21 protein-coding genes are annotated in these 26,275 nt (G+C 61.3%); 6 read left to right on the plus strand and 15 right to left on the minus strand.

The window, feature by feature from the left end; translation table 11 throughout:
- Nucleotides 1–105: 105 nt before the first annotated feature.
- From cmk to mtnA, 7 genes are all read right to left on the minus strand, one after another.
- Complete coding sequence (gene cmk / locus HKK57_RS00865; RefSeq protein ID WP_029298696.1) at nucleotides 106–795, minus strand: (d)CMP kinase; 690 nt, start codon at nucleotides 793–795, stop codon at nucleotides 106–108.
- Complete coding sequence (locus HKK57_RS00870; protein WP_092237374.1) at nucleotides 792–3,002, minus strand: bifunctional prephenate dehydrogenase/3-phosphoshikimate 1-carboxyvinyltransferase; 2,211 nt, start codon at nucleotides 3,000–3,002, stop codon at nucleotides 792–794. Before HKK57_RS00870 ends, cmk begins: the two co-directional genes overlap by 4 nt.
- A 28-nt stretch (nucleotides 3,003–3,030) precedes the next feature.
- A complete protein-coding gene (gene hisC, locus HKK57_RS00875; RefSeq protein WP_169389656.1) occupies nucleotides 3,031–4,143 on the minus strand; it encodes a histidinol-phosphate transaminase in 1,113 nt (370 codons plus the stop codon).
- A 9-nt stretch (nucleotides 4,144–4,152) separates the two neighbouring features.
- On the minus strand, nucleotides 4,153–5,247 hold the full coding sequence (gene pheA, locus HKK57_RS00880) for a prephenate dehydratase (RefSeq protein WP_029298704.1): 1,095 nt from the start codon (nucleotides 5,245–5,247) through the stop codon (nucleotides 4,153–4,155).
- Nucleotides 5,247–6,332, minus strand: coding sequence for a 3-phosphoserine/phosphohydroxythreonine transaminase (gene serC / locus HKK57_RS00885; protein ID WP_029298706.1), 1,086 nt, complete (start codon nucleotides 6,330–6,332; stop codon nucleotides 5,247–5,249). The genes pheA and serC overlap by 1 nt, the downstream gene beginning before the upstream one ends.
- Before the next feature lie 164 nt (nucleotides 6,333–6,496).
- Nucleotides 6,497–9,151, minus strand: a complete 2,655-nt coding sequence (gyrA, locus tag HKK57_RS00890) for a DNA gyrase subunit A (RefSeq protein WP_029298707.1) — start codon at nucleotides 9,149–9,151, stop codon at nucleotides 6,497–6,499.
- Between the two features lie 424 nt (nucleotides 9,152–9,575).
- Nucleotides 9,576–10,652: an S-methyl-5-thioribose-1-phosphate isomerase gene (mtnA, locus tag HKK57_RS00895; RefSeq protein ID WP_169389657.1), complete on the minus strand. Its 1,077-nt coding sequence runs from the start codon at nucleotides 10,650–10,652 to the stop codon at nucleotides 9,576–9,578.
- A gap of 109 nt (nucleotides 10,653–10,761) precedes the next feature.
- Here mtnA and HKK57_RS00900 point away from each other — a divergent pair, with 109 nt between their 5' ends.
- The 5 genes from HKK57_RS00900 (at nucleotide 10,762) to HKK57_RS00920 (ending at nucleotide 15,856) form a co-directional block, all read left to right on the plus strand.
- Complete coding sequence (locus tag HKK57_RS00900; protein ID WP_070995204.1) at nucleotides 10,762–12,093, plus strand: TRZ/ATZ family hydrolase; 1,332 nt, start codon at nucleotides 10,762–10,764, stop codon at nucleotides 12,091–12,093.
- Between the two features lie 62 nt (nucleotides 12,094–12,155).
- Nucleotides 12,156–12,854 (plus strand): bifunctional 2-polyprenyl-6-hydroxyphenol methylase/3-demethylubiquinol 3-O-methyltransferase UbiG, encoded by a 699-nt coding sequence (gene ubiG, locus HKK57_RS00905; protein ID WP_169389658.1) that lies wholly within the window; start codon nucleotides 12,156–12,158, stop codon nucleotides 12,852–12,854.
- A 4-nt stretch (nucleotides 12,855–12,858) separates the two neighbouring features.
- Nucleotides 12,859–13,530 (plus strand): N-acetylmuramic acid 6-phosphate phosphatase MupP, encoded by a 672-nt coding sequence (mupP, locus tag HKK57_RS00910; protein WP_029298714.1) that lies wholly within the window; start codon nucleotides 12,859–12,861, stop codon nucleotides 13,528–13,530.
- Between the two features lie 154 nt (nucleotides 13,531–13,684).
- Nucleotides 13,685–14,425, plus strand: coding sequence for a YciK family oxidoreductase (locus HKK57_RS00915; RefSeq protein ID WP_029298716.1), 741 nt, complete (start codon nucleotides 13,685–13,687; stop codon nucleotides 14,423–14,425).
- 504 nt (nucleotides 14,426–14,929) lie between these two features.
- On the plus strand, nucleotides 14,930–15,856 hold the full coding sequence (locus tag HKK57_RS00920; RefSeq protein WP_029298719.1) for a GGDEF domain-containing protein: 927 nt from the start codon (nucleotides 14,930–14,932) through the stop codon (nucleotides 15,854–15,856).
- A 22-nt stretch (nucleotides 15,857–15,878) separates the two neighbouring features.
- Here the strand turns inward: HKK57_RS00920 and HKK57_RS00925 are convergent, their stop codons facing one another.
- From HKK57_RS00925 to HKK57_RS00955, 7 genes are all read right to left on the minus strand, one after another.
- On the minus strand, nucleotides 15,879–16,637 hold the full coding sequence (locus tag HKK57_RS00925) for a TenA family transcriptional regulator (protein WP_186351725.1): 759 nt from the start codon (nucleotides 16,635–16,637) through the stop codon (nucleotides 15,879–15,881).
- 79 nt (nucleotides 16,638–16,716) lie between these two features.
- Complete coding sequence (locus HKK57_RS00930; protein WP_029298722.1) at nucleotides 16,717–19,179, minus strand: EAL domain-containing protein; 2,463 nt, start codon at nucleotides 19,177–19,179, stop codon at nucleotides 16,717–16,719.
- 95 nt (nucleotides 19,180–19,274) lie between these two features.
- Nucleotides 19,275–21,080 carry an ABC transporter ATP-binding protein gene (locus HKK57_RS00935; protein WP_092235104.1) on the minus strand — a complete coding sequence of 602 codons (1,806 nt, stop codon included), beginning with the start codon at nucleotides 21,078–21,080 and terminating at the stop codon, nucleotides 19,275–19,277.
- Nucleotides 21,073–21,675 (minus strand): DsbA family protein, encoded by a 603-nt coding sequence (locus tag HKK57_RS00940; protein WP_169851649.1) that lies wholly within the window; start codon nucleotides 21,673–21,675, stop codon nucleotides 21,073–21,075. The genes HKK57_RS00935 and HKK57_RS00940 overlap by 8 nt, the downstream gene beginning before the upstream one ends.
- A gap of 36 nt (nucleotides 21,676–21,711) precedes the next feature.
- Nucleotides 21,712–22,653: an oxygen-dependent tRNA uridine(34) hydroxylase TrhO gene (trhO, locus tag HKK57_RS00945; RefSeq protein ID WP_029298728.1), complete on the minus strand. Its 942-nt coding sequence runs from the start codon at nucleotides 22,651–22,653 to the stop codon at nucleotides 21,712–21,714.
- 223 nt (nucleotides 22,654–22,876) lie between these two features.
- On the minus strand, nucleotides 22,877–23,170 hold the full coding sequence (locus tag HKK57_RS00950; RefSeq protein WP_029298730.1) for a BolA family protein: 294 nt from the start codon (nucleotides 23,168–23,170) through the stop codon (nucleotides 22,877–22,879).
- A gap of 12 nt (nucleotides 23,171–23,182) precedes the next feature.
- Complete coding sequence (locus tag HKK57_RS00955) at nucleotides 23,183–23,704, minus strand: DUF2059 domain-containing protein (protein ID WP_029298732.1); 522 nt, start codon at nucleotides 23,702–23,704, stop codon at nucleotides 23,183–23,185.
- A 193-nt stretch (nucleotides 23,705–23,897) separates the two neighbouring features.
- Between HKK57_RS00955 and HKK57_RS00960 the strand changes: the two genes are divergently transcribed.
- On the plus strand, nucleotides 23,898–25,286 hold the full coding sequence (locus HKK57_RS00960) for a class II fumarate hydratase (protein ID WP_029298734.1): 1,389 nt from the start codon (nucleotides 23,898–23,900) through the stop codon (nucleotides 25,284–25,286).
- Nucleotides 25,287–25,295: 9 nt separating this feature from the next.
- On the opposite strand, the gene HKK57_RS00965 is transcribed toward HKK57_RS00960, so the two are convergent.
- Complete coding sequence (locus HKK57_RS00965) at nucleotides 25,296–26,258, minus strand: DMT family transporter (RefSeq protein ID WP_070995209.1); 963 nt, start codon at nucleotides 26,256–26,258, stop codon at nucleotides 25,296–25,298.
- Nucleotides 26,259–26,275 lie beyond the last annotated feature (17 nt).

Here is a 26,275-nt window from a genome sequence, read left to right on the forward strand (position 1 = left end):
AAGGGCGAAGAATACGCCCATCTGCCACACCCCAGACGGTGTGGGTTACGTTCATATAAGAGAAGAAGCGCAGGTCTAGGACTGGTCCCCTGCACTTCCTCTGAGTCATCCGGCGATATCGCGAAGGGCGATTTCACTCAAGATGCGTTCCAGCACCTGCTCGATGGACAATTCCGTGGAATCCAGCTGTATGGCGTCAGCCGCCGGTTTGAGCGGGGCTACCGCACGCTGGGTGTCACGCTCATCGCGCGCACGAATCTCATCTAGCAGACTCGACAGACTAACACCATCCACCTTGCCCTTCAACTGCAAGTAACGGCGGCGCGCCCGCTCCTCGGCACTGGCTGTCAGGAAAATCTTCAGCGGCGCCTCAGGGAACACCACGGTCCCCATATCACGGCCATCGGCCACAAGGCCCGGTGGCTCCTGGAAAGCCCGTTGACGCTGGAGCAAGGCATCACGCACGGCCGGCAAGGCGGCGACCTGGGAAGCCCAGGAGCCAACCTGCTCGTTACGCAGATCATCGGTTACGTCATCTCCTTCCAGGATAATGCGCAGCGAATGACCTTCGGTCGCGCCGACGAACTGCACGTCAAGATGAGCCGCCAGCAATACCAACGATGCTTCATTGGTCAGGTCGACGCCATGATTACGTGCGGCGAAAGCCAGCAGGCGATACAACGCCCCGGAGTCCAGCAGACACCACCCCAGACGCTTGGCCAACAAGCCTGCGACGGTGCCTTTGCCAGAGCCGCTCGGCCCGTCGATGGTAATCACCGGTGCTTTGATATTCACAATTGAGCCTCTTGGGCTACACGAATGCCGACTTGGGCAGACAGTGTAAGAAAATTCGGAAAAGATGTAGCTACGTTGGCACAGTCATGGATACGAATCGGCGCAGTGGCACGCAGGGACGCCACACTGAACGCCATGGCGATCCGATGATCACCGTGGGCATGCACTTCACCCCCGGCCATGCCGCCGCCATCAATGATAATCCCATCAGGGGTCGGCACACACTTCACACCCAGCGCCAACAGACCGTCGGCCATTACCTGGATGCGGTCAGACTCCTTGACCCGCAACTCTTCGGCACCACGCAATACCGTGCGCCCCTGGGCGCAAGCGGCGGCGACAAACAGCACTGGGAATTCGTCGATAGCCAGGGGAACCAGCGCTTCGGGAATCTCGATACCCTTGAGCGGTGCCGCGCGTACACGCAGGTCCGCAACCGGTTCGCCGCCCACTTCACGCAGGTTTTCCAGGGTGATATCGGCCCCCATGAGACGCAGGATATCGATCACCCCGGTGCGGGTAGGATTGATTCCCACATGCTCCAGCAACAATTCGGACCCCTCGGCAATCGAGGCGGCCACCAGGAAGAATGCCGCGGAAGAGATATCACCCGGCACTTCGATGCGCGTGGCCAACAGTGCATGACCCGACTCAACCGCCACCGTTGCGTCAACGACCTCCACCGGACAGCCAAAACCGCGCAACATCCGCTCGGTATGATCACGGGTGGGCGCAGGCTCGGTCACCGCCGTCCGGCCTTCGGCGTACAAGCCAGCCAGCAACAGACTGGACTTGACCTGGGCGCTAGCCATCGGCAGCGTGTAATTCAACCCCTTGAGCGACTGCCCGCCACGAATAGTCAGCGGTGGCCGGCCTTCCGGCCCGGTTTCGATCACCGCGCCCATCGCCCGTAACGGCTTGGCCACGCGATTCATCGGCCGCTTGGACAGCGAAGCATCGCCGGTCAGCACACTGTCAAAACGCTGCGCCGCCAACAAACCTGACAGCAGGCGCATGGACGTGCCCGAATTGCCGAGATAGATCGGCCCCGGGGCCGGCTTCAAGCCATGCAGGCCCACACCATGGATAGTCACTCGCCCATGATGCGGACCTTCGATCACCACCCCCATGTCGCGGAACGCCTGCAGGGTCGCCAGGGCATCCTCACCCTCAAGGAACCCCTCGACTTCGGTAATACCGTCCGCCAGCGACCCGAGCATGATCGAGCGATGGGAAATGGATTTATCCCCCGGCACCCGGATCTTGCCACTCAATTGCCCACCGGGGCTGGCGACAAACACCACATCGTCAGCGTTGACGGCGGCGTCCATATAGGCACGCCGCGCCAGGATCTTGCTGAAGTGCTCGCGCGCCACCCGTGCACGAGTGAAAACACCCAGCAACTGGTGCCCATCCCCCGCATCGACCGCATCGCGCAAGGCATCCAAGTCACTGCGGAAGGTGTCCAGGGTGCGCAGCACGGCCTCGCGATTGGCGAGAAATATGTCGTGCCACATCACCGGGTCGCTACCGGCAATCCGCGTGAAATCGCGAAACCCGCCGGCGGCGTAACGGAAAATCTCCAGATTTTCGTTGCGCTTGGCCAGGGAGTCGACCAGGCCAAAGGCCAGCAAATGCGGCAGATGACTGGTCGCCGCCAGCACTTCGTCATGGCGCTCGACCTGCATATGCTCGACGTCCGCCCCCAGCTCACGCCACAGCCGATCCACCACCGCCAAGGCGGCGGGATCGGTTTCTGGCAACGGCGTGAGGATCACCTTGTGCCGACGGAACAGTTGGGCGTTGGAGGCTTCCACCCCGCTCTGCTCGGAGCCAGCGATCGGGTGCCCCGGCACGAACCGCGCCGGCATGCCGCCAAACGCCAGCCGCGCCGCGCGTACAACATTGCCTTTGGCACTGCCGACATCCGTGAGGATCGCCTGGCCCAGGTCCATGCCAGCCAGCAGCCCCAGCAGTTTTTCCATGGCCAGGATCGGTACCGCCAACTGAATGACATCGGCGCCCTGGCATGCCAGGGCCAAGTCCGCCTCACAGCGGTCCACCACCCCCAGCTCAACCGCCAACCGACGCGATTGCGGGTCCAGATCCACACCGACCACTTCGCCACAGAGGCCGCTTTCACGCAGGCCCTTGGCAAAGGAGCCGCCAATCAATCCCAGGCCGACCACCACCAGGCGACCGATCACAGGCACAACAGGTTGCATTGCAATCACATCAACCACGGGCCAGGACCTTGGCCAGCGCCTCAAGGAAGCGACTGTTTTCAGCCGGCAAACCGATGGTGATACGCAAATGGTTGGGCATGCCGTAATTGGCCACCGGACGCACGATCACGCCTTCGCGCAGCAGGCCTTGGAATACCGGAGCGGCCTCCTGGGCGAGATCTACGCAGACAAAGTTGCCCTTGGACTCAATCCAGCCCAGGCCCAACTCACGAAAGCCTTGCTGCAGCTGCTGCATACCGCTTTCGTTGATCCGCCGCCCTTCTTCCAGGTACTCGACATCCTTGAGCGCCGCACAGGCCGCCGCCAGCGCCAGGCTGTTGACGTTGAATGGCTGGCGCACGCGGTTCAGCACATCCGCGACAACGGCTGTGGATAACCCGTAGCCAACCCGCAGCGACGCCAGGCCATAAGCCTTGGAGAACGTGCGCGATACCAGCAGGTTCGGGTAGGCCGCGAGGAAGTCCAGGCCGTTGGGCAAGTCACTGCCTTCGGCGTATTCGATGTAGGCCTCGTCCAGCACCACCAACACGTGCCCAGGCACATCCTGCAGGAACTCGTTCAGCGCGTCGGCACCGAACCAGGTACCGGTCGGGTTGTTCGGGTTGGCGATAAACACTACGCGGGTCTGGGCATCGATGGCCGCCAGCATGGCCGGCAGGTCATGCCCCCAGTCCTTGGCCGCAATCACCCGCGCCTCGGCGCCGACAGCCTGGGTGACAATCGGATACACCGCAAACGCGTGCTCACTGAACACCGCATTCAGGCCCGGGGCCAGATAGGCACGCGCCACCAGTTCCAGGATGTCGTTGGAACCGTTACCCAGGGTCACCTGGCTCAACTCGACCCGGCAGCTCTCGGCCAGCAGGGACTTGAGGGCAAAGCCGTTACCGTCGGGATAACGGGTCAGTTCCGCCAACTCTTCGCGGATCGCCGCCAGCACTTTGGGGCTTGGCCCCAGGGGGTTTTCATTGCTGGCCAGCTTGACGATCTTCGCCGGGTCCAGATTCAACTCGCGCGCCAACTCGTCCACAGGCTTGCCTGGAACGTAAGGCGACAGTTGTTGCACGCCCGGCTGCGCCAGGGCGAGGAAGTTGCCACTCATGTCAAAGCCTCATAAAACCGCTTTCGGGTAGGAACCCAGCACCTTGAGTGCCACGGCTTCCTGACTGATTTTCTCGAGCACACCCTTGACCAGCGGATCACGGTGGTGGCCGACGAAATCGATAAAGAACACATAGGTCCATTTACCGCTGCGCGAAGGACGGGTCTCGATGCGCGTCAGGTCAATCCCGTTGTCATGGAACGGCACCAGCAGCTCATGCAGCGCCCCCGGCTTGTTGCTCATGGAGACGATGATCGACGTCTTGTCGTCGCCGGTCGGCGGCACTTCCTGGCTGCCGATCATCAAAAAGCGCGTGGAGTTGTCCGGGCGATCCTCGATTTTCTCGGCCAGGCGCGTCAGGCCATACAGGCCCGCAGCCATATCCCCGGCAATCGCCGCCGAATTCCACTCACCCTTGACCCGCTTGGCCGCCTCGGCGTTGCTGGAGACCGCGACGCGCTCGACATTCGGGTAATGAGCGTCCAGCCACTTGCGGCACTGGGCCAGGGACTGAGCGTGGGAGTAAATGCGGCTGATGCTGTCAGTCTTGGTGTTTTCGCCCACCAGCAAGTGGTGGTGAATACGCAGCTCGACTTCGCCACAGATCACCATGTCGTGCTCAAGGAAGCTGTCAAGCGTATGGTTGACCGCGCCTTCGGTGGAGTTTTCCACCGGCACTACGCCGAAGTTCACCGCACCGGCAGCCACTTCGCGGAACACCTCATCGATGGCCGCCATCGGCTTGCTGATCACCGCGTGGCCGAAATGCTTCATCGCCGCCGCCTGGGTGAAGGTGCCTTCGGGGCCGAGGTACGCCACTTTCAATGGCTGCTCGAGGGCCAGGCACGAAGACATGATTTCGCGGAACAACCGCGCCATCTCTTCATTGCCCAGCGGCCCCTGGTTACGCTCCATCACCCGCTTGAGCACTTGGGCTTCGCGCTCTGGACGATAGAACACCGGCACTTCGCCTTCGGCCAGGGAAGCCATCTTGACCCGCGCCACTTCCTGGGCACACCGCGCTCGCTCACTGATCAGCTCCAGGACCTTGGTGTCCAGGGCGTCAATGCGTACACGCAGGGCCTTGAGTTCTTGCTCAGACATTAGCCGTGTTCCTTTTCGAACTCTGCCATGTAGGCCACCAGTGCCTTGATGGCATTGATGTCGACGGCGTTGTAGATGGAGGCGCGCATGCCGCCTACCGAACGATGCCCCTTGAGGTTGAGCAGGCCACGCTCGTCGGCACCCGCCAGGAATGGCTTGTCCAGGCGATCATCGGCCAGGCGGAACGGCACGTTCATCCACGAACGGGCGCTCAGGCTGATCGGGTTGCTGTACAGGCCGCTGGCGTCGATGAAGTCGTACAGGGTGCGCTTCTTCTCTTCGTTGAGCTTGCCCATGGCTGCCACGCCGCCCTGCTCCTTGAGCCACTCGAACACCAGGCCCGACAGGTACCAGGCAAAAGCCGGCGGAGTGTTGTACATCGAGCCGTTGTCGGCCGCGACCTTGTAGTTGAGCATGGTCGGGCACACCGAGCGGGCACGACCGAGCAGGTCTTCACGGATGATGTTGACCAGGATGCCGCTCGGGCCGATGTTCTTCTGCGCGCCGGCGTAGATCATGCCGTAGCGGGACACATCCATCGGGCGCGAGAGGATGTCCGAGGACATGTCGCACACCAACGGGACATCACCGACTTCAGGTACCCAGTCGAATTCCAGGCCGCCGATGGTTTCGTTCTGGACGTAGTGAACATAGGACGCGTCCTTGGACAACTTCCACTCGTTCTGACCTGGAATAGCGAAATAATCGTAGGGCTTGGCAGTACCGGCCACGTTGATGTTGCCGTAGCGCGAGGCCTCTTCAATGGCCTTCTGCCCCCAGATACCGGTATCGATATAGTCGGCAGTGCCGTCTTCCGGCAGCAGGTTCAGCGGGATCTGGGCGAATTGCTGGCTGGCGCCGCCTTGCAGGAACAGCACCTTGTAGTCCGACGGGATGTCCAGCAGGTCACGCAGATCCTGCTCGGCCTTGGTAGCAATGGACACGAACTCATCACTGCGATGGCTCATTTCCATCACGGAGAGGCCTTTGCCATGCCAGTCGAGGAGTTCACCCTGCGCACGCTGCAGGACTGCTTCAGGAAGTGCCGCGGGACCAGCACAGAAGTTATAGGCTCTCTTGCTCACATCCAATCTCGCTCTGATCTGTTGGTCACATAATTCGTGTTCGACACATAACCCCTGTGGGAGCGAGCAAGCCCGCTCCCACAGGGGAATGCGCAGTATTGCAAACTTTCAAAAGGGACAAATAACAAGGGGGCGAATCTTCATCCGCCCCCTTGGTTGTCCGCTTATTCCTGCGGTTCTTCTTCGTCTGCGGCAGCATCGAGGGTTGGCTCGTCGACGCTGTCATCGCCGGCTGCGATCACCTCGCCATCGAACTCCTCACCTTCCAGCTCCTCGCCTTCGACTTCCGATGGCTCCTGGACACGCTCCAGGCCCACCAGGGTCTCGTCGCTGGCCAGCTTGATCAAGGTCACGCCCTGGGTGTTACGGCCCAGGCTCGACACTTCATCAACACGGGTACGTACCAGGGTGCCCTGGTCGGAAATCAGCATGATTTCCTCGCCATCCAGTACCTGGACCGCGCCGACCAGACGGCCGTTGCGATCGTTGCTGACCATGGCGATCACACCCTGGCCGCCACGCTTGTACTCGGGGAACTCGCTGATAGCGGTGCGTTTGCCATAACCACGGGCCGAAGCCGTAAGGATCTGGCTGCCTTCTTCCGGGATCAGCATGGAAATCAGCTTCTGCCCTTCCGGCAGGCGCATACCGCGCACACCACGGGCGGTACGGCCCATCGCACGCACGTCGGACTCTTTGAAGCGCGTCACCTTGCCACCGTCGGAGAACAGCATGACTTCCCGCTCGCCATCGGTAATGGCCGCAGAGATCAGCACGTCGCCTTCGTCCAGCTCCAGGGCGATCAGGCCCACGCTGCGCTGGCGGCTGAAGGATTCCAGCGGGGTCTTCTTCACGGTGCCTTTGGCGGTTGCCATGAAGATGAAGTGACCCTCGGTGTATTCCTCGACCGGCAGCATGGTGGTGATGTATTCATCGGTGTCCAGCGGCAACAGGTTGACCAGCGGACGGCCACGGGCAGCGCGGGACGCTTCCGGGATTTCGTAGGTCTTGAGCCAGTACACCTTGCCCTTGCTGGAGAACAGCAACAGCGTGGTGTGGCTGTTGGCAACCAGCAGGTGAGCGATGTAGTCCTCATCCTTCACGCCGGTAGCCGATTTACCTTTACCACCGCGGCGCTGGGCCTGGTACGCAGCCAAAGGCTGGGTCTTGGCATAGCCACCGTGGGAAATGGTCACCACGCGCTCTTCTTCCGGGATCATGTCACCCAGGGTCAGGTCGAGGCGCGCATCAAGAATTTCGGTGCGGCGCACGTCGCCGTATTCGGCGCGGATCACTTCCAGTTCTTCGCGGATCACTTCCATCAGGCGCACGGCGCTGTTGAGGATGCGGATCAGCTCGCCGATCTGGTTGAGGATCTCCTGGTACTCGGCCAGCAGCTTCTCGTGCTCCAGACCGGTCAAACGGTGCAGGCGCAGTTCCAGGATGGCCTGGGCCTGTTCCGGAGACAGGAAGTATTTGCCATCACGCAGGCCGTATTGCGGGTCCAGGGTCTCCGGACGGCACGAATCGGCACCGGCACGTTCAACCATCGCCACGACGGCGCTGGATTCCCACGGCATCTTGATCAGCGCTTCCTTGGCTTCCGACGGGGTCGGCGAAGCCTTGATCAGGGCGATAACCGGGTCGATGTTCGACAGCGCAACCGCCTGGCCTTCCAGGATGTGCCCGCGCTCGCGGGCCTTGCGCAGTTCGAACACGGTGCGGCGGGTCACCACTTCACGACGGTGACGCACGAAGGCTTCCAGCAGATCCTTGAGGTTCAGGATGCGCGGGCGACCGTCGATCAGGGCCACGACGTTGATACCAAACACGCTTTGCAGCTGGGTCTGGGCGTAGAGGTTGTTGAGGATCACCTCAGGCACTTCGCCACGACGCAGCTCGATCACCACGCGCATACCGTCTTTGTCAGACTCGTCGCGCAGTTCGGTGATGCCTTCGAGCTTCTTCTCTTTAACCAGCTCGGCGATCTTCTCGATCAGACGTGCCTTGTTCAACTGGTACGGGAGTTCGGTGATGACGATCTGCTGGCGGCCACCGACCTTGTCGATGTCTTCGATCATCGAGCGGGCGCGCATATAAATGCGGCCACGGCCGGTGCGATAGGCTTCGATGATGCCGGCGCGGCCGTTGATGATCGCGGCGGTCGGGAAGTCCGGGCCGGGGATGTATTGCATCAGCTCATCGACGGTCAGCTCGGGGTTGTCGATAAGCGCCAGGCAACCGTCGATGACTTCACCGAGGTTGTGTGGCGGGATGTTGGTGGCCATGCCCACGGCGATACCGCTGGAGCCGTTGACCAACAGGTTGGGAATACGGGTCGGCATGACCGCCGGGATCATTTCGGTGCCGTCGTAGTTCGGCACCCAGTCCACGGTTTCTTTGTGCAGGTCGGCCAGCAGCTCGTGTGCCAGCTTGGTCATGCGCACTTCGGTGTATCGCATGGCCGCGGCGTTGTCGCCGTCCACCGAACCGAAGTTGCCCTGGCCGTCTACCAGCAGGTAGCGCAGGGAAAACGGCTGGGCCATCCGAACGATGGTGTCGTACACCGCAGTGTCGCCGTGAGGGTGATACTTACCGATCACGTCACCGACAACACGGGCAGATTTCTTGTACGGCTTGTTCCAGTCGTTACCCAGCTCGCTCATCGCGAACAGCACACGCCGGTGCACGGGCTTCAAGCCATCGCGCGCATCAGGCAGTGCCCGCCCGACAATTACGCTCATCGCATAGTCGAGGTAGGACTGTTTCAGCTCGTCTTCGATATTGACCGGGAGGATTTCTTTGGCCAGTTCGCCCATGAGAAGCCTGATTCCTTTTTCGGGTGAAACCTCGTCACATCCATATGGGACGAACGAAGCTCGCCGCCGCCGGCATGATGCCTGGCAACGACTTACGACAAATCAACGAGTTATGACACGGATCTGCGCATTAAAGGTCGCCCCTTGGGGTGACCTTGGAAACCGCCGAATGGTATCACAATCGCCGCCACGCACCTATCCCCCAGATGCGCATGGAGCGTAGTAAGTTGACGGATGACAGGCTTGAGGGCGACGAGAGGGGCTCAGAGCTGAATAGAGGCTACGATTTGCCTGTGGATCCGAGGGTTTTGCTGGTTTTTCGGGCCAATCGCGGGCAAGCCTGCTCCCACCGTTGTTTTATGAAGGCACTCATAATGTGGGAGCGGGCTTGCCCGCGATTGCAATCTGCCAGACACCAAAGCCCTCAATGCAGGCGCTTACGGCACATCAGTTTGGCGATCTTGGCGGTATCAGGCCGCTCGACGATGCCTTTTTCGGTGACGATCACATCGATCAAGTCCGCCGGCGTGACGTCAAACACCGGGTTAAAGGCCGCAACATCGGCAGCAAAGCGCTGCCCGGCAACCTCCAGCAACTCGCCGGCATCGCGCTCTTCCAGGGTGACGTCATCACCAGTAGCCATCATCAGGTCCAGGGTCGAACTCGCCGCCACCACCATAAAGCGTACGCCATGGTGCATGGCGCACACGGCCAACTGGTAGGTGCCGATCTTGCTGATCACATCGCCATTGGCGGCGATGCAGTCAGCGCCCACAATCACCCAGGTCACCCCCTTGGTCTTGAGGATATGCGCGCCAGCCGAGTCGGCATTCACCGTGACCGGAATGCCCGCGTCCGCCAGTTCCCAGGCGGTCAGCCGCGAGCCTTGCAGCCAGGGGCGGGTTTCGTTGGCATAGACCTGCTCGACCATGCCCTCCAGAAACGCCGCACGGATCACCCCCAGCGCAGTGCCTACACCACCGCTCGCCAAGGCCCCGGCGTTGCCATGGGTCAGGATCGCCTGGGCATTGCCCTGATGCTTGCGGATCAATTCGACGCCCAATTGCGCCATGGTGAGGTTGGCTTCACGGTCGCTTTCATGGATCGCGATGGCTTCAGCCTCCAGCACCGCCAGCGGATCGGCGTGCTTTTTGAGGCGATCGAGGCGATCACGCATGCGCTTGATGGCCCAGAACAGGTTCGACGCGGTGGGACGGGAATCGGCCAGCAGCGCGTAGTCCTCCTCCCATGAAGCCTGCCAGTCACCGCCCTCGGCGATCCGCGCGCGCGCGGCCAGCACCAGCCCATAGGCGGCGCTGATGCCGATGGCCGGTGCGCCCCGCACCACCATCGCACGAATGGCCGCGGCCACGTCGTCGACCGTCGCGCAGGTCACCCAGTTTTCCCGGGAGGGCAGCGCACGCTGATCGAGCAGGTGCAGTGCGCCATCACGCCAATCGATGGCCTTCACTTTCTCCGCTGCCAACAGTCGATCGCGCATCCCTCACCCCGTACTCATCAACAAAAGCCGCGGATTATAGCGATCCGCCAGCCAGGACGCTCGGGTATACTTCGCCCTCTTTATATGACCGCCCCGGACGATGCCCGCTATGACGCCACCTGCCGCCCCGCTCGACTTACTGCTACTGCCAAGCTGGCTGGTACCGGTCGAGCCTGCGGGCGTGGTGCTCAAGGCGCATGGCCTGGGCATCCGCGACGGGCGCATCGCGTTTATCGGCCCGCGCGCGCAGGCGCTGAAACTGGCAGCCCATGAAGTGCGCGAGTTGCCCGGAGTGCTGCTCAGCCCGGGCCTGGTAAACGCCCATGGCCACGCGGCGATGACCCTGTTTCGCGGCCTGGCCGACGACCTGCCACTGATGACCTGGCTGCAACAACATATCTGGCCGGCCGAAGCCAAGTGGGTCGATGAGGCGTTTGTACGTGATGGCACCGACCTGGCGATTGCCGAGCAGATCAAGGGCGGCATCAGTTGCTTCTCAGACATGTACTTCTTCCCCAAGGTCGCCAGCGAACGCGTACACAACAGCGGCCTGCGGGCACAGATTGCCATTCCGATCCTCGACTTCCCGATACCCGGCGCAGCCAATGCCGACGAGGCGATCCGCCAAGGCGTGGAGCTGTTTGGCGACCTCAAGCATCACCCGCGAATCAAAATCGCCTTTGGCCCCCATGCGCCCTATACCGTCAGCGATGCAAACCTGGAAAAAGTCCGGGTGATCGCCGAGGAGCTGGACGCTGCCATTCATATGCATGTCCACGAAACCGCCTTTGAAGTGCAGCAGTCCGTGGAACAGTATGGCGAACGCCCCCTGGCCCGACTCGCGCGCCTGGGCCTACTCGGCCCGCGCTTGCAGGCCGTTCATATGACCCAAATCAGCGAAGACGACCTGGCGTTGCTGGTAGAAAGCAACAGCAGCGTGATCCATTGCCCGGAATCCAACCTGAAACTGGCCAGTGGCTTCTGCCCGGTGGAACGCTTGTGGCAGGCCGGCGTCAATGTGGCAGTAGGCACCGATGGCGCAGCAAGCAACAATGACCTGGACCTGTTGGGCGAAACCCGCACCGCTGCGCTGCTGGCCAAGGCCGTCGCCGGCTCGGCCAGCGCCCTGGATGCCCACCGTGCGCTGCGCATGGCCACCCTCAACGGTGCTCGGGCCATGGGCCTGGAGGCTGAAATCGGCTCGCTGGAAGTGGGCAAGGCCGCAGATATCGTGGCCTTCGACCTTTCAGGACTGGCCCAGCAACCGATCTACGATCCGGTCTCGCAGCTTATATATGCCACCGGACGCGATTGTGTGAAACACCTTTGGGTCGGCGGCAAGCAACTGCTCGACGACCGGCAACTGACCCGTATGGATGAGCAGCAACTGAGCGCCATGGCCGCTGCCTGGGGCCAGCGCATCAGTGGACACCACGAATAACGCCGGCCCAGGATCAATATTCCGGCCAGGCACACCGTTTTATCGGATTTAGAGGACTACCCATGAGTAACGTCGACCACGCCGAAATCGCCAAATTCGAAGCCCTGGCCCACCGCTGGTGGGACCGCGAGAGCGAGTTCAAGCCCCTGCACGACATCAACCCGCTGCGGGTCAACTGGATCGACGAGCGCGTCAATCTGGCCGGCAAGAAAGTACTCGACGTGGGCTGCGGCGGCGGCATCCTCAGCGAGGCCATGGCCCAGCGCGGCGCCACAGTGATGGGCATCGACATGGGCGAGGCGCCTCTGGCCGTGGCCCAGTTGCATCAGTTGGAGTCGGGCGTGAGCGTGGAGTACCGCCAGATCACCGCCGAAGCCCTGGCCGAGGAAATGCCCGAGCAGTTCGACGTGGTGACCTGCCTGGAGATGCTGGAGCACGTGCCCGACCCATCGTCGGTGATCCGCGCGTGTTTTCGTATGGTCAAGCCCGGCGGCCAGGTGTTCTTCTCCACCATCAACCGCAACCCCAAGGCTTACGTGTTCGCGATCATCGGCGCCGAATACATCATGAAGCTGCTGCCGCGCGGCACCCATGACTTCAAGAAATTCATCCGTCCTTCCGAACTGGGTGCCTGGAGCCGCCAGGCCGGGCTGACCGTCAAGGACATCATCGGCTTGACCTACAACCCGCTGACCAAGCACTACAAGCTGGCCAGCGACGTCGACGTCAACTACATGATCCAGACCCTGCGAGAGGAATAAACCTGTGAAGTTGAAAGCGGTTCTTTTCGACATGGACGGTACGCTGCTCGATACCGCGCCGGACTTTATCGCCATCTGCCAGGCCATGCGTGCCGAGCGCGGGCTTGCGCCGATCAACGATCAGCATATCCGCGATGAAGTCTCCGGCGGCGCCCGGGCCATGGTTGCCGTGACGTTTGCCATGGACCCCGAGTCCCCAGGCTTCGAAGCGTTGCGCCTGGAGTTCCTCGAACGCTACCTCAAGGGCTGCGCGATCCATAGCAAGCTGTTTGATGGCATGGCCGAACTGCTGGAAGACATCGAACGGTCCAAGCTGATCTGGGGCGTGGTCACCAACAAGCCGCTGCGCTTTGCCGAGCCGATCATGGAGCAACTGGGCCTGGCCCAACGCTCGGCGCTGCTGATCTGCCCGGACCACGTGAAGAACAGCAAGCCTGACCCGGAACCGCTGATCCTGGCCTGCAAGATGCTCGACCTGGACCCGGCCAGCGTACTGTTCGTGGGCGACGACCTGCGGGATATCGAGTCAGGGCGCGACGCCGGCACCCGCACCGCCGCCGTCACCTATGGCTACATCCACCCCGACGACAACGCCCGCAACTGGGGTGCCGACGTTGTGGTCGATCATCCGCTGGAACTGCGCAAAGTGCTCGATAGCGCACTCTGCAGCTGCTGAATGGCTAACCAATGAAGCTCTAATGTGGAAGCGGGCTTGCTCGCGAAGGCGGTGGGTCATCTGATAGAGAGTTGACTGACACTACGCTTTCGCGAGCAAGCCCGCTCCCACATTCAGATATGTGTTGCCCCACTGAATTTTGTTGAGGTCGATTATGTTTGATTACTGCGCACGTCCAGAATTGCTCAAGGACCGAGTCATCCTGGTCACCGGCGCCGGTCGCGGGATTGGTGCTGCTGCGGCCAAGACCTACGCCGCCCACGGCGCCACCGTGCTGTTGCTGGGCAAGACCGAAGCCAACCTGGCCCAGGTCTACGATGAAATCGAAGCCGCCGGCCACCCGCAACCGGTGGTGATTCCGTTCAACCTGGAAACCGCCCTGCCCCATCAATACGATGAGCTGGCGGCAATGATCGAAAAAGAATTCGGCCATCTCGACGGGTTGCTGCACAACGCCTCGATCATCGGCCCGCGCACCCCGATCGAACAGCTGTCGGGCGAGAATTTCATGCGCGTTATGCATATCAACGTCAACGCCATGTTTATGCTGACTGCCACGCTGCTGCCGCTGCTCAAGCTGTCCCAGGACGCGTCGGTGGTGTTTACCTCCAGCAGCGTGGGGCGCAAAGGGCGCGCTTACTGGGGCGCCTATGGCGTATCGAAATTCGCCACCGAAGGCCTGATGCAGACCCTGGCGGACGAACTCGACACCGTTGCCGCAGTGCGCGCCAACAGCATCAACCCAGGCGCCACCCGTACCAGCATGCGGGCCCAGGCTTATCCTGGAGAAAACCCGGCCAACAACCCGCTGCCGGAAGAAATCATGCCGGTGTACCTGTACCTGATGGGCCCGGATAGCTCGGGGATCAATGGGCAGGCATTCGACGCGCAGTAATCCCCACAACGCGGGAGCGGGCTGGCCTGGGATAACCATAGGTCTCTAACTGACGACTTACCCTGTGGCGAGCGGGCTTGCCCCGCGCTGGGCTGCGTAGCAGCCCCACCCCAGAAACCGCAGTTGTTTCAGACATACCGAGTCGGCAGGTTTTGGGGCGGCTACGCCACCCGACGCGGGACAAGCCCGCTCGCCACAACAAGCCCCCCCACAGGGGCTGGCGCCAAATTCCCAGCGCTGTGCATACGCACTAAATCCCATCCCCTTGTTTTATAAGCAATAAAAAATATTGCACGAAATGGCACGCTTTTCGCTCCAATTTGCTTCAAACAGGCGGCACGACGTAAAGACGTGTGGCATGGGATCAGGGGTTATAACCCCCGGCAAAGCGGACTAGACTGTTACCTATGTTTTACAGAACTGAAGGAACAGTAAGGCGCCCGCCAGCGGCCGCTCCCATTGAGCCTGTAAGACAGCATTAAGTGCTTAGAGGCCTACCCGCTTATGAAAACACCGACCCAGACCAACGCAATTGACTTCGACAGTGCCAAATTGCAACGCCTGGGCTTTGGCCAGCCTTCCCTTATCGCACGGCGCCCCATCAGCCTTGGGCAACTGCGCCAGCAACTGAACCTGCAATTGCAGACCAGCCTGGAGGCGGAGCGAATCCTTGGCCTGTTCTTTCGCGAAGTGCAACGCCTTGTGCCCCTGGATGCCCTGCAATACCGCCATGAAGCCAGCGACCTGCGCCTGGAATACGGCCAGCGTGGCCATCACTCCGTGAGCTACAGCCTCAGCCACGAGGGCGAGCACCTGGGAGAGTTGGTGTTTCGCCGCAACCAGCGTTTCACGGAGGAGGAACAGGGCAATCTGGAGTCGCTGCTGGCCAGCCTGCTCTACCCGATGCGCAACGCCTTGCTGTATCGCTGCGCGACCCGCACCGCCCTGCGCGACCCACTGACCGAGACCGGGAACCGCGTCGCCATGGACCAGACCCTGGGCCGCGAGATCGAAATGGCCAAGCGGCACCTGCATCCGCTGTCCTTGCTGATGCTCGACATCGATCACTTCAAGCACATCAACGACAGCCACGGCCACGCCACCGGCGACAAAGTGCTCAAGGCCGTCGCTGCCTCGATCAAAAGCCAGTTGCGCAATGTGGATATGGTGTTTCGGTTTGGTGGGGACGAGTTCCTGATCCTGCTTTCCAACACCAGCCGCGAGGCCGCCACCCTGGTCGGCGAACGCCTGCGCCAGGCAGCGCAGGCCCGGGACTACTGGGCAGACGCTACGCGTATCGAATTGACGGTGAGCCTGGGTTGCGCGACGTTGCTGGCGGGCGAGTCGGCCGAGAGCCTGCTGCGCCGCGCCGACAATGCCTTGTACGTGGCCAAGCGCGAAGGCCGTAACCGCCTGGCAATGGCGGGGTAAACGCTACCCCGCCATGCCCGGGTCAGGCTTCGCTGGTCGCCAGGACTTGACGCTCGCGGGTCACCGGAGCTTTCTCCAACTGCATGCAGCGCTCCAGGAACAGGTACATATAGTCGTAGCTTTTGCACACAGCCTGGCGCAACTCCACTTGCAACGCCTTGCTCGGGTTCATCCCCGCCAGGGTGCAAATAATCTCCAGCGCCTCCCACGGGTGTGCGTCGTCATACTGGGCATGCATCTTCAGCCACTTCATGGCGCGCTTGCGGTCTTCTTCAGGGAAAGCAGCGGCATACACCCCCGTTGAACACACCAGCGCAGACCACTCCCCAGTGGCGCCTTCGATGGCGTAGTTGGTGGCGGCAATGGCAACGATCAACGAATCGGCCGAACTGGTGTGCCAGCACCAATGACTCAGCGCATGCAGCTCTGGCGGTACGTGTTGCGCCTGCAGCTCTTCCAGGCCGACGCCATGGGCGCGCGCCCAGTGCATCCAATAATCGGCATGGTTCAGTTCCACACGAATATTGCGCATCAACCAACGTCGCGCCATATCCTCCCCAGGATGTCGGGCAAACTTGGTCTTGGTCAGGTTTTGTGCCATGTACAACGCGAACTGTTCCACCACTGGCCAGCCACCGATCAGGTAGTGGCGCATGGTCTTGGCGCTGAGCTTGTTATCGCGCATGCGCTGGTACAGTTCGTGTTCGACAACGCGGCGCTTGCTCTCGCTACAGTCCTGGATCAATTGCTGAGCCCAGGCGGGGTAACTTGAGGCTTCCATAAGCGGGCCGGTTCTGCTGAATGTGTCGATCACTGTCGGGCTCCTTTTGATTTGTGATGTGTACAGACCAGCAGATGTTTCAGCGGAACGTGCCGGGCGCCCTGAATAACAGAGGCTGCGGGCGCGCAGGTCGACATTGCAAACTGTCAAAGGTAAACAATTGCGGGCGCTCAATCAGGTAGCCCTGAGCGTAGTCCACGCCGATCTCGAGCAGTGCCTGCTCGATGTGCGGCGTTTCGACAAACTCGGCAATCGTGCGTTTACCCATGACATGGCCGATGTGATTGATCACTTCGACCATGGCGCGGTTAATCGGGTCGTCCAGCATATCCTTTACGAAACTTCCATCGATCTTCAGGAAGTCTACAGGTAAATGTTTGAGGTAGGCGAATGAGGACATTCCGGCACAAAAGTCATCCAGGGAGAAGCAGCAACCCAACGCCTTGAGCTCATTGATAAAACGAATCGCGCTGCCCAGGTTGGAAATGGCGCTGGTTTCGGTGATTTCAAAACAGATCATGCCAGGTGGAATCCCATAGGCACTGAACTTCTCCCGCAGGAAACGCAGGAAATCGTCATCGCCGATGGTGATGCCCGACAGGTTGATCGCACACATCGCCATGGGCCTGCCAGGTCGCTCGAGCATGCAACGGGCGATCAGCTTGAACACGTTCTCTACCACCCAGCGGTCCAGCGAGGTCATCAACCCGTAGCGTTCGGCGGCCGGGATAAAGCTGTCAGGCAAAATGATCCGCCCCGCTTCATCGTGCAGGCGCAGCAGGATCTCGATATGCCCGGCCCCCGCCTCGGTGTGGCCCAAGGGCGCGATTTCCTGGGCATACAGGCAGAAGCGGTCCTCTTCCAGGGCCATGTGCAGGCGCTGGATCCAGGCCATTTCGCCAAAGCGCAACGACAGCTCAGTGTCGTCGGCATGATAGACCTGCACCCGGTTGCGCCCCTTCTCCTTGGCCATGTAGCAGGCCATATCCGCGGCACGCAATGACGTCTCCAGGGTGGTCGGGGTGTGCGAGATATGCACCAGGCCGATACTGACCGTGGTGACAAACGGTCGGCCTTTCCAGACGAAGTGCAGGTTTTGCACGGTATGTCGCAGGCTCTCGGCGATCTTCTCGGCCACCGGCGCCGGGCAGTTTTCCAGCAGGATGCCGAACTCGTCCCCACCCAGGCGGGCCAGGGTATCGCCTTCGCGCAGGTCCGATTGCAGCAAGGCGCAGATATGCCGCAACAGTTCATCGCCCGCCGCATGGCCACAGGTGTCGTTGACCAGTTTGAACTGGTCCAGGTCGAGGAACATCAAGGCATGGCGCGCCGACTGCTGGCGCCCGACGCCATGCAGCACCTGCTCTAGGCGATATTCAAATTCACGCCGATTGGCCAGCCCGGTCAAGGCATCATGGGTCGCCTGCCAGGACAGATTGGCAATGTACTGACGCTCCTGGGTCATGTCGTGCAACACCAGCACCGCGCCACTGACCTTGCCGGCACTGCGGATCGGTGCCCCCACCAGGGTCACGGAGACGGTACTGCCATCCAGGCGCTGGATCAGCTTGGAGTGCTCGCTGCCACCGCTGAGTTGGCCGTCAAGAATATGGTCGATCAGGGTAAACCCGTCGGCCTGGGCGTGTTCATCCAGCAGATTGAACAACGCAGCCAACGGCAGCCCTTGCGCCTGGGCCGCGTTCCAGTGGGTCAGGGATTCCGCCGCCGGGTTCATGTAGGCGATAGCCCCATCGACATCGGTAGTGATCACTCCATCGCCGATGGACTCCAGGGTGATCTGCGCCCGCTCCTTCTCCAATTGCAAGGCATCGGCAAACGCATGGCGCTGGGCCAATAGCTTGCGCGTGCGCAGCAACGCCAAGGCGATCAGCCCCAAGGCAGTGGCCAGGTTGGTGATCAGCAACAGGCGCAGAATCACCCTGGAGCCTTCACCCAAGGCATCGCTGAAGGCCTTGGCCGCCGGCGTCACCCCCTCGTTGATGGCGATGATACGGTTTTTCCAGGCATGGATATCGGCACTGCTGACCCGATCGGCGATGATTTGCCGGTGCATCTCCTGCGCCAGCTCATCAAGTTGCACCAGGTAGCTGTCACCGACGGTCCACAGTTCGATGGCTTTTTCCAGGTAGCTGAAATGGCGAAAGTTGAGGTACAGCCAGATCAGGCTCGACACGTCGTCAGGATGATTGCCGCCTTTAAGAATCCCCTGGCGCGCCGCCGCCAGGTCAGGACTGGAGCGATCCAGGGCGATACGCAGCTCGTGCCCGCCCTGGGGGACGGCAATGGCGTTCTGGTATTTGAGAAAGGTCGCCTGGTCGCGGTTGTCGGCGTACAGGGTCAGGTAGTAGATGGCGTCTTTCTGACCCTTGGACCACAGGCTCTCGCCCGCCACATAGCCGCGCACGGCCGACAGCACGTAAAGACTGACGCAGCCCAGCAGCGCCTGGAACAGCACGACGGCAATAAAGGGCCAGACAATACCGAGCAACCGGGGTGTTCCGAGAGTTCGCTTCTGCTTCATGAGATCCCTTGCATCAGCACAGGCGAGTAAAAACTGCTCCTGACAGCACAGCCGAGGCCAAACACGACCCCTTCAGGGCCGGAGCCGGGATCGATTCAGCGAACTTGTTGCAAGTGTCCATAAAGCTTGGCGTACAAGCCGCCATCGGCTATCAGTTGCTGGTGGTCGCCATCTTCGGCGATGTGTCCACCGTCAAACACCAATACCCTATCAGCCTGCTTCACCGCCGACAAACGGTGAGCAATGATCAGTGTAGTACGCCCACTGAGAAACCGCGCCAGAGCCTGGTGCAGGTTGTACTCGGTAGCCGCATCCAGGGCCGAGGTGGCTTCGTCGAGAATTACCACTTTTGGCTCAGCCAGCACCATCCGGGCAATCGCCAGGCGTTGGCGCTGGCCACCGGACAAACGCACGCCCGAGCGCCCGACAATACTGTCCAGACCTTGAGGCAACCCTTTGACCGTAGCATCCAACTGGGCAATTTCAAGGGCCTGCCAACAGGCCTGGTCAGTGCGCTCGCGGCCCATGGTGAGGTTGGCGCGCACGGTGTCGTTGAACAGCGCCGGATGCTGCAGCACCACCGCGACATGCTCGCGAATGGTTTCCAGGCCAATGGCCTGCTGGGTCGCGCCGCCGAAGCGGATCGTCCCCGCTTGTGGGGTGTAGAGCCCCAACAGCAGTTGCACCAGGGTGCTTTTACCGCCGCCACTGGCACCGACGATCGCGACCTTTTCCCCGGGGGCAATCGCCAGGTTCAACTGGTTGAGCACCAGGTCTTCGCCATAGCCGAAGTCCAGGCCCCGCACTTCGATGCCCACGGTCTGGTGTCCGGTAAACGGATCTTCGCCCCCGGCATATTGCGGTTCGTCGGCACGGGCCAGCAGTTCGTTGATGCGCGTCAGCGCACCGCCGGCGGCGTAGTAGGCGTACTGCAGGTTCAGCAGTTGTTCCACCGGGCCGATCATGAACCACAGGTAGCTGAACACCGCGAGCATCTGGCCGATGGACAGGTCGGAAAACAGCACCGTGAGCATCGCTGCCGCACGGAAGATATCGATCCCGAACTGGAACAGCAGGCCGCTGGCGCGGCTGGATGCATCGCTTTTCCACTGGGAGTTGATGGCAAAGTCACGTACTTCCTGGGCACGCTGCCCCAGGCGCCCGAGGAAAAAGCCCTGGCGATTGCCCGCGCGCACTTCCTGGATGGCGTCCAGGGTTTCCGTGAGGGCCTGGGTGAACCGCGAGGTGCTGTCGTTTTCCAGCTTCTTCAGGTGTTTGACCCGCTTGCCCAACTGCACCGTGGCGTAGATCACCAATGGGTTGAACAACAGGATCAACAGCGCCAGCTTCCAGTGCATCCACATCAGGATGCCGGAGGTGCCGACCAGGGTCAGCATCGCCACCAGGAAGCGGCTCAAGGTTTCACCGACAAACTTGTCCACGGTGTCGAGGTCGGTCACCAGGTGCGTGGTCACGGTACCGCCGCCCAGGCTTTCGTATTCACTCAGGGAGATGCGCTTGAGCCGTTCGATCAGGCGCACGCGGATGCGATAGACAATGTCCTTGGCCAGCCCGGCAAACAGGCGCGCCTGGACCACGTTGAACACCAGCGCCGCGCAACGCAGCACCAGGGTGATCAGCAGCATCAGGCCGATATAGCCTGCGGCCTGCTGCCAGGGTGCTGGCAACGCGTGGTTCATCACCTTCAGTGCGGCATCGCCATTGCCCAGCAACACCTCGTCCACCAGCAATGGCAGGAGCAAGGGAATCGGTACGCTGCACAGGGTCGCCAGAACGGCGACACCATTGGCGATCCACAGGGCTTTTTTATGACGCAGGGCCAGGCGGCGGATTTCTGCCCAGGTCAGCCGATCAACGCGTACGGCGGGTTGATCAGCCACAGGCGGCTCGCTCCAGCCAGCGACCGAGCAACGGCGACAGCTCGGACAGCGGCTGGTAGCCGTTGGTCAACAAGGCCAATTGGCCATTGCGCTCGGCCAACAAGGTGGGAAAACCGGCGATGCCCAGGTCCTGGACCCAGGTGAAATCAGCGGCCGTGGCGGCATGCTGTTCGGCGCGGTCAAAAGCCTCGGCAAACTCGATACGCGGCACCCCGGCGGTCTCGGCCAGTTCCACCAGCACACTGGCGCGGGTCACATCGCGACCCTCGACGTAAAATGCCTGCTGGATCAGCCCGAGCAAGGTCCAGGCGCAATCCGGCGCCAGGCTGCGCGCGGTGACCAGGGCTCGGCATGCCGGCTCCGTGTCATACACAAACCCGTCAGGCAAGGCGCCCTCCAGGCGGAACGGCTGACCAGTGGCTTCAGTCACCGCCTGCCAGTGTTCCAGGATATAGCGCCGGGTGGCCGGCTCCAGCGCCGAACCACTGCCGGTGCGCAAACCGCCGACCACCAGGTGCAATTCCACGCCAGCCGCCTGGGCCTGCTCAACCAGGGCCTTGGCCACCGGGGCAAAACCCCAGCACCAGGAACACATCGGGTCCATTACATAGAGCAGGCGCGCGGACATGGTTCAAGCCTCGGTGGATGGTTGCTTGTAGTTGTAACCAATCGGGTGCGGCATATTGCGGGCCTTGGCCAGTTCGATCTGCTTCTGGCGGTCGATCGCACTGCGACGGGTCTTCTCGGACAGCTTATCCCAGCAATGCGGGCAACTGATGCCGGCCACGTAATGCTCAGATGCGCGGTCCTCTACGCTAACCGGTGTGCGGCAGGCATGACATTGATCGTAGTCACCTTCGCTCAAGTCGTGGCGCACGGTCACGCGGTTATCGAACACGAAGCAGTCGCCCTGCCACTTGGTTTGTTCCTGGGGCACCTCTTCGAGGTATTTGAGGATGCCGCCCTTGAGGTGATAGACCTCATCGAACCCTTCGCTGAGCATGTAGCTGGAGGCCTTTTCACAGCGAATGCCGCCGGTGCAGAACATGGCGACTTTCTTGTGCTTGGCCGGATCGAAGTTGGCTTTGATATAGTCGGGAAATTCGCGAAAACTCGTGGTTTTCGGGTCGATCGCCCCTTCAAAGGTGCCGATCGACACTTCATAGTCGTTACGAGTGTCGATCAACAGCACTTCTGGGTCGCTGATCAGGGCGTTCCAGTCTTGTGGATCAACGTAAGTACCGACTTTCTTGTTGGGGTCGACGCCTTCGACGCCCAGGGTCACGATCTCTTTTTTCAGCTTGACCTTGGTGCGGTAGAACGGCTGCTCGTCGCAGTACGACTCTTTGTGGTCGATGTCGACCATGCGCGGGTCGTTCTTCAGCCAGGTCATCAGGCCATCAATGCCTTCGCGGCTCCCGGAAACGGTGCCGTTGATGCCTTCTTCGGCGATCAGCAAGGTGCCCTTGATGCCGTTGTCGACCATGGCTTGCAGCAGCGGCTCGCGCAGGGCGACGTAATCTTCGAGGGTGACGAACTTATACAGTGCCGCCACGACGATGGGTTGTGTCATGGGTGTTCTCTCCAGGTGGCTACCCTCGCAAAGGGTGAACCGGATGCAAAAAAACGCGCCGACTGAGCGGCGCGTTGCGGATTCTATCAGGGATAAACCCCGAACTGTAGGAGCGAGCTTGCTCGCGAAAAACCTGAGAACGCCGCGTGCTTTCAGAATGCGCGCGTCATCGTTAACGATCTTCGCAAGCAAGCTCGCGCCTACAGAGGTTGACCGTGACCGATCAATGTCCGCCAGCGCAGGTCGGCGAGGCCGGGGCTGCGTCGATTTTCGCCCATTCTTCAGGCGTGTAGGTATGCAGTGCCAGCGCATGGAACTCGCCCATCAGGTCGCCCAACGTGGCGTAGACCTTCTGGTGGCGCTTGACGCGGTTGAGTCCGTCGAACTGCTGGCTGACCAGCACGGCCTTGAAGTGCGTCTGCAATCCACGGCTGTGCATATGGCTTTCGTCCAGCACACTCACGTGTTCCGGGCTCAGGGCGGCAAGTGCCGTCTCGATGCGCTGTTGCATGGTCATTCCTGGCTCCACTTACTTCTTGGCAGGCGCGGCGGCTTTTTTCGCCGGAGCCAATTCGTTGGTCATGTCTTCCAACAGCTTGTTCACGACCGGTACGGCGCTTTCCAGTTTGGCCTGGGTCAGTTGGGCCGATTGCTGGGTCAGTTGCGGCATTTTCTCCAGGACTTTCTTGCCCAGTGGCGATTTGTAGAAGGCAACCAGGTCCTTGAGTTCTGACTCACTGAAGTTGCTGGTGTACAGCTTGACCATGTCCGGCTTGAGCTTGTTCCAGCCAATGGCCTGGTCCAGGGCGGCGTTGGCCTTGGCCTGGTAGGTGTCCAGAACGGTTTGCTTGGCGGCAGGCGCCTTGGTCTGCTCGAAACGCTGGGCAAACATTTGCTGCACTTGCATGTACACCGGGGTGCCGAGCTTGTCTGCGTGAGCCAGGGTCAGGAAGGCTTCGGCACTGGCGTTGTGGCTGGCGGTATCGGCAAGAACCTGGCCGCTGGCACATACCAGGGCAACCGCGGTACAGATGGCACGAAGACGAGTCATCGAGTTTCCTTTCTAGCTGGCGAGGTAAGACCCCAAGGGCGACCATTCTGCGCCTAAAAAACGCCGGTACTCAACCCCACGCCTTGTAGGGCCTGGTTTTGCGGGGGATTGCCCGATGAAATGGCTTTAATGGAACCCAAGCGTGCCTCCACGGCCTAAACTGCGCAAACCGACTACAAGGAGAGTCACCGCGATGAGCCGTATCGAAACCGACAGCCTGGGCGAAGTACAAGTCCCGGATGACGCTTACTGGGGCGCACAGACCCAGCGTTCACTGGTCAATTTCGCCATCGGCGAGCAACGCATGCCACTGGCGGTCCTGCACGCCCTGGCGCTGATCAAGAAGGCCGCGGCGCGGGTCAACGATCGCAATGGCGACCTGCCCGCCGACATCGCCCGCCTGATCGAACAGGCCGCTGACGAAGTGCTCGACGGCAAGCACGATGACCAGTTCCCGCTGGTGGTCTGGCAGACCGGCAGTGGCACCCAGAGCAACATGAACGCCAATGAGGTGATCGCCGGCCGCGCCAATGAGCTGTCGGGCAAGCCCCGTGGCGGCAAGAGCCCGGTGCACCCCAACGATCACGTCAACCGTTCCCAGAGTTCCAACGACTGCTTCCCCACTGCCATGAGCATTGCCACCGTACAAGCGGTGCATGAGCAGTTGCTGCCGGCGCTGCGTGAGCTGTCCGGTGGGCTGGCCGAGCTGTCGGCGCGCCATATGAAGCTGGTCAAGACCGGCCGCACCCACATGATGGACGCCACGCCCATCACCTTTGGCCAGGAAGTCTCGGCGTTTATCGCGCAACTCGATTATGCCGAGCGCGCCATTCGCAGTGCCCTGCCCGCCGTCTACGAACTGGCACAAGGCGGCACGGCGGTCGGCACCGGCCTGAACTCGCCCCATGGGTTTGGCGAGGCCATTGCCGCAGAAATCGCCGCGTTGTCCGGGCTGCCGTTTGTCACCGCACCCAACAAGTTCGCCGCGCTGTCGGGCCATGAGCCGCTGACGACTTTGTCCGGCGCCTTGAAAACCCTGGCCGTGGCCTTGATGAAAATCGCCAACGACCTGCGCCTGCTAGGCTCGGGCCCGCGCGCCGGGCTGGCTGAAGTGCGCCTGCCGGCCAATGAGCCGGGCAGTTCGATCATGCCCGGCAAGGTCAACCCGACCCAGTGCGAAGCGCTGTCGATGCTGGCCTGCCAGGTGCTGGGCAATGACGTGACCATCGGCATTGCCGCAAGCCAGGGGCATTTGCAGTTGAACGTGTACAAGCCGGTGATTATCCACAACCTGCTGGAGTCGATCCGCTTGCTCGCCGACGGCTGCCGCAACTTCCAGGAACATTGCATCGCCGGCCTTGAACCCGACGCCGAGCAAATGGCCGAGCATCTGGAGCGCGGGCTGATGCTGGTGACGGCGCTGAACCCGCATATCGGCTATGACAAGTCGGCAGAGATTGCCAAGAAAGCCTATGCCCAAGGGCTGACCCTGCGCGAAGCGGCGCTGGAGTTGGGCTACCTCACCGATGCCGAATTCGACCAGTGGGTACGCCCGGAAAACATGCTCGAAGCCGGGCACTGATCCCCTCTCCTACAGAGGTTGTATCAACCTTGCACGCCGGGCCTTGAGCCCGGCGATCAAGGACGGGGCCAACGCCACCGATGCCGATCCCAGCACCACCAGCACCGCGCCACCGTAGCCCAGGCCATTGATCTGCTCGGCGTGCACATAGTCGGGCCATAGCCATGCCGCAATCGCCACCGCCACGAACGTCACCAACGGCGTGATCGCCAGGGTCGCGCTGACCCGCGAAGCCTCCCAGTGGGCCAAGGCCTCGGCAAAGGCGCCGTAGGCAATCAGGGTATTGAAACAGCACGCCAGCAGCAGCCAGCCTTGCAACGGGCTCAGTTGCAGCGCCTCCATGGGATGCACCCAGGGCAGCAGCAGAAATGCGCAGCTCAGGTAGATCACCATCATGACCTGCAGGGAATTCCACACCGTCAACAATTGCTTCTGGCCCAGGGCGTAGAACACCCAGATGGTGGTTGCCAGCAGAATCGTCAGCACCCCGGCGGTGTAGGTGCCCAGGGACGTCAACAGCTCTGCCAGGCGCTGGTTGAAGAACAGCGCAAAACCGATGATCAATACCAGCAGACCTACGCCCTGCCCCAGGCTGAAACGCTCCTTGAACAGGAACACGCTGGCAATCATCAGGAAGATCGGCCCCATCTGCACCACCAGTTGCGCGGTGCCGGGGCTCAACATCTTCAGCCCGACCAGATAGAGCACGTAGTTGCCCACCAGTCCGCATACCGCCATCGCCACCAGCCAGCCACCGCGCTTGCCCAGGACTTTGGGGCTGGGCAGACGCTTGACGGCGGCCAGGTAAATGAACAGGCAAGTGCCGGACACCATCAGGCGAAACCAGGTCACGGTGATCGGGTCCATCACCTGCAGGACCTGCTTGAGCTTGATCGGCAAAATGCCCCAGAGCAGCGCGGTCAGCAGGGTCAGGGATAAACCGTAGACCCAGCGGCCGGAAGAGATGTGCATGAGTGCCCCAAGAGCCA

Origin of the sequence: Pseudomonas sp. ADAK21 (genome assembly GCF_012935735.1) — a bacterium.
Classification (GTDB): domain Bacteria; phylum Pseudomonadota; class Gammaproteobacteria; order Pseudomonadales; family Pseudomonadaceae; genus Aquipseudomonas; species Aquipseudomonas proteolytica.

Bases quoted from the DNA above. Each gene is read 5' to 3' on its own strand.
- hisC (WP_169389656.1), bottom strand. From the start codon at position 4,143: ATGAGTGGCAACTTCCTCGCCCTGGCGCAGCCGGGCGTGCAACAACTG.
- pheA (WP_029298704.1), bottom strand. From the start codon at position 5,247: ATGTCTGAGCAAGAACTCAAGGCCCTGCGTGTACGCATTGACGCCCTG.
- gyrA (WP_029298707.1), bottom strand. From the start codon at position 9,151: ATGGGCGAACTGGCCAAAGAAATCCTCCCGGTCAATATCGAAGACGAG.
- mtnA (WP_169389657.1), bottom strand. From the start codon at position 10,652: ATGCGCGATCGACTGTTGGCAGCGGAGAAAGTGAAGGCCATCGATTGG.
- HKK57_RS00900 (WP_070995204.1), top strand. From the start codon at position 10,762: ATGACGCCACCTGCCGCCCCGCTCGACTTACTGCTACTGCCAAGCTGG.
- ubiG (WP_169389658.1), top strand. From the start codon at position 12,156: ATGAGTAACGTCGACCACGCCGAAATCGCCAAATTCGAAGCCCTGGCC.
- HKK57_RS00915 (WP_029298716.1), top strand. From the start codon at position 13,685: ATGTTTGATTACTGCGCACGTCCAGAATTGCTCAAGGACCGAGTCATC.
- HKK57_RS00920 (WP_029298719.1), top strand. From the start codon at position 14,930: ATGAAAACACCGACCCAGACCAACGCAATTGACTTCGACAGTGCCAAA.
- HKK57_RS00925 (WP_186351725.1), bottom strand. From the start codon at position 16,637: ATGGAAGCCTCAAGTTACCCCGCCTGGGCTCAGCAATTGATCCAGGAC.
- HKK57_RS00930 (WP_029298722.1), bottom strand. From the start codon at position 19,179: ATGAAGCAGAAGCGAACTCTCGGAACACCCCGGTTGCTCGGTATTGTC.
- HKK57_RS00940 (WP_169851649.1), bottom strand. From the start codon at position 21,675: ATGTGTTCCTGGTGCTGGGGTTTTGCCCCGGTGGCCAAGGCCCTGGTT.
- trhO (WP_029298728.1), bottom strand. From the start codon at position 22,653: ATGACACAACCCATCGTCGTGGCGGCACTGTATAAGTTCGTCACCCTC.
- HKK57_RS00950 (WP_029298730.1), bottom strand. From the start codon at position 23,170: ATGACCATGCAACAGCGCATCGAGACGGCACTTGCCGCCCTGAGCCCG.
- HKK57_RS00955 (WP_029298732.1), bottom strand. From the start codon at position 23,704: ATGACTCGTCTTCGTGCCATCTGTACCGCGGTTGCCCTGGTATGTGCC.
- HKK57_RS00960 (WP_029298734.1), top strand. From the start codon at position 23,898: ATGAGCCGTATCGAAACCGACAGCCTGGGCGAAGTACAAGTCCCGGAT.
- HKK57_RS00965 (WP_070995209.1), bottom strand. From the start codon at position 26,258: ATGCACATCTCTTCCGGCCGCTGGGTCTACGGTTTATCCCTGACCCTG.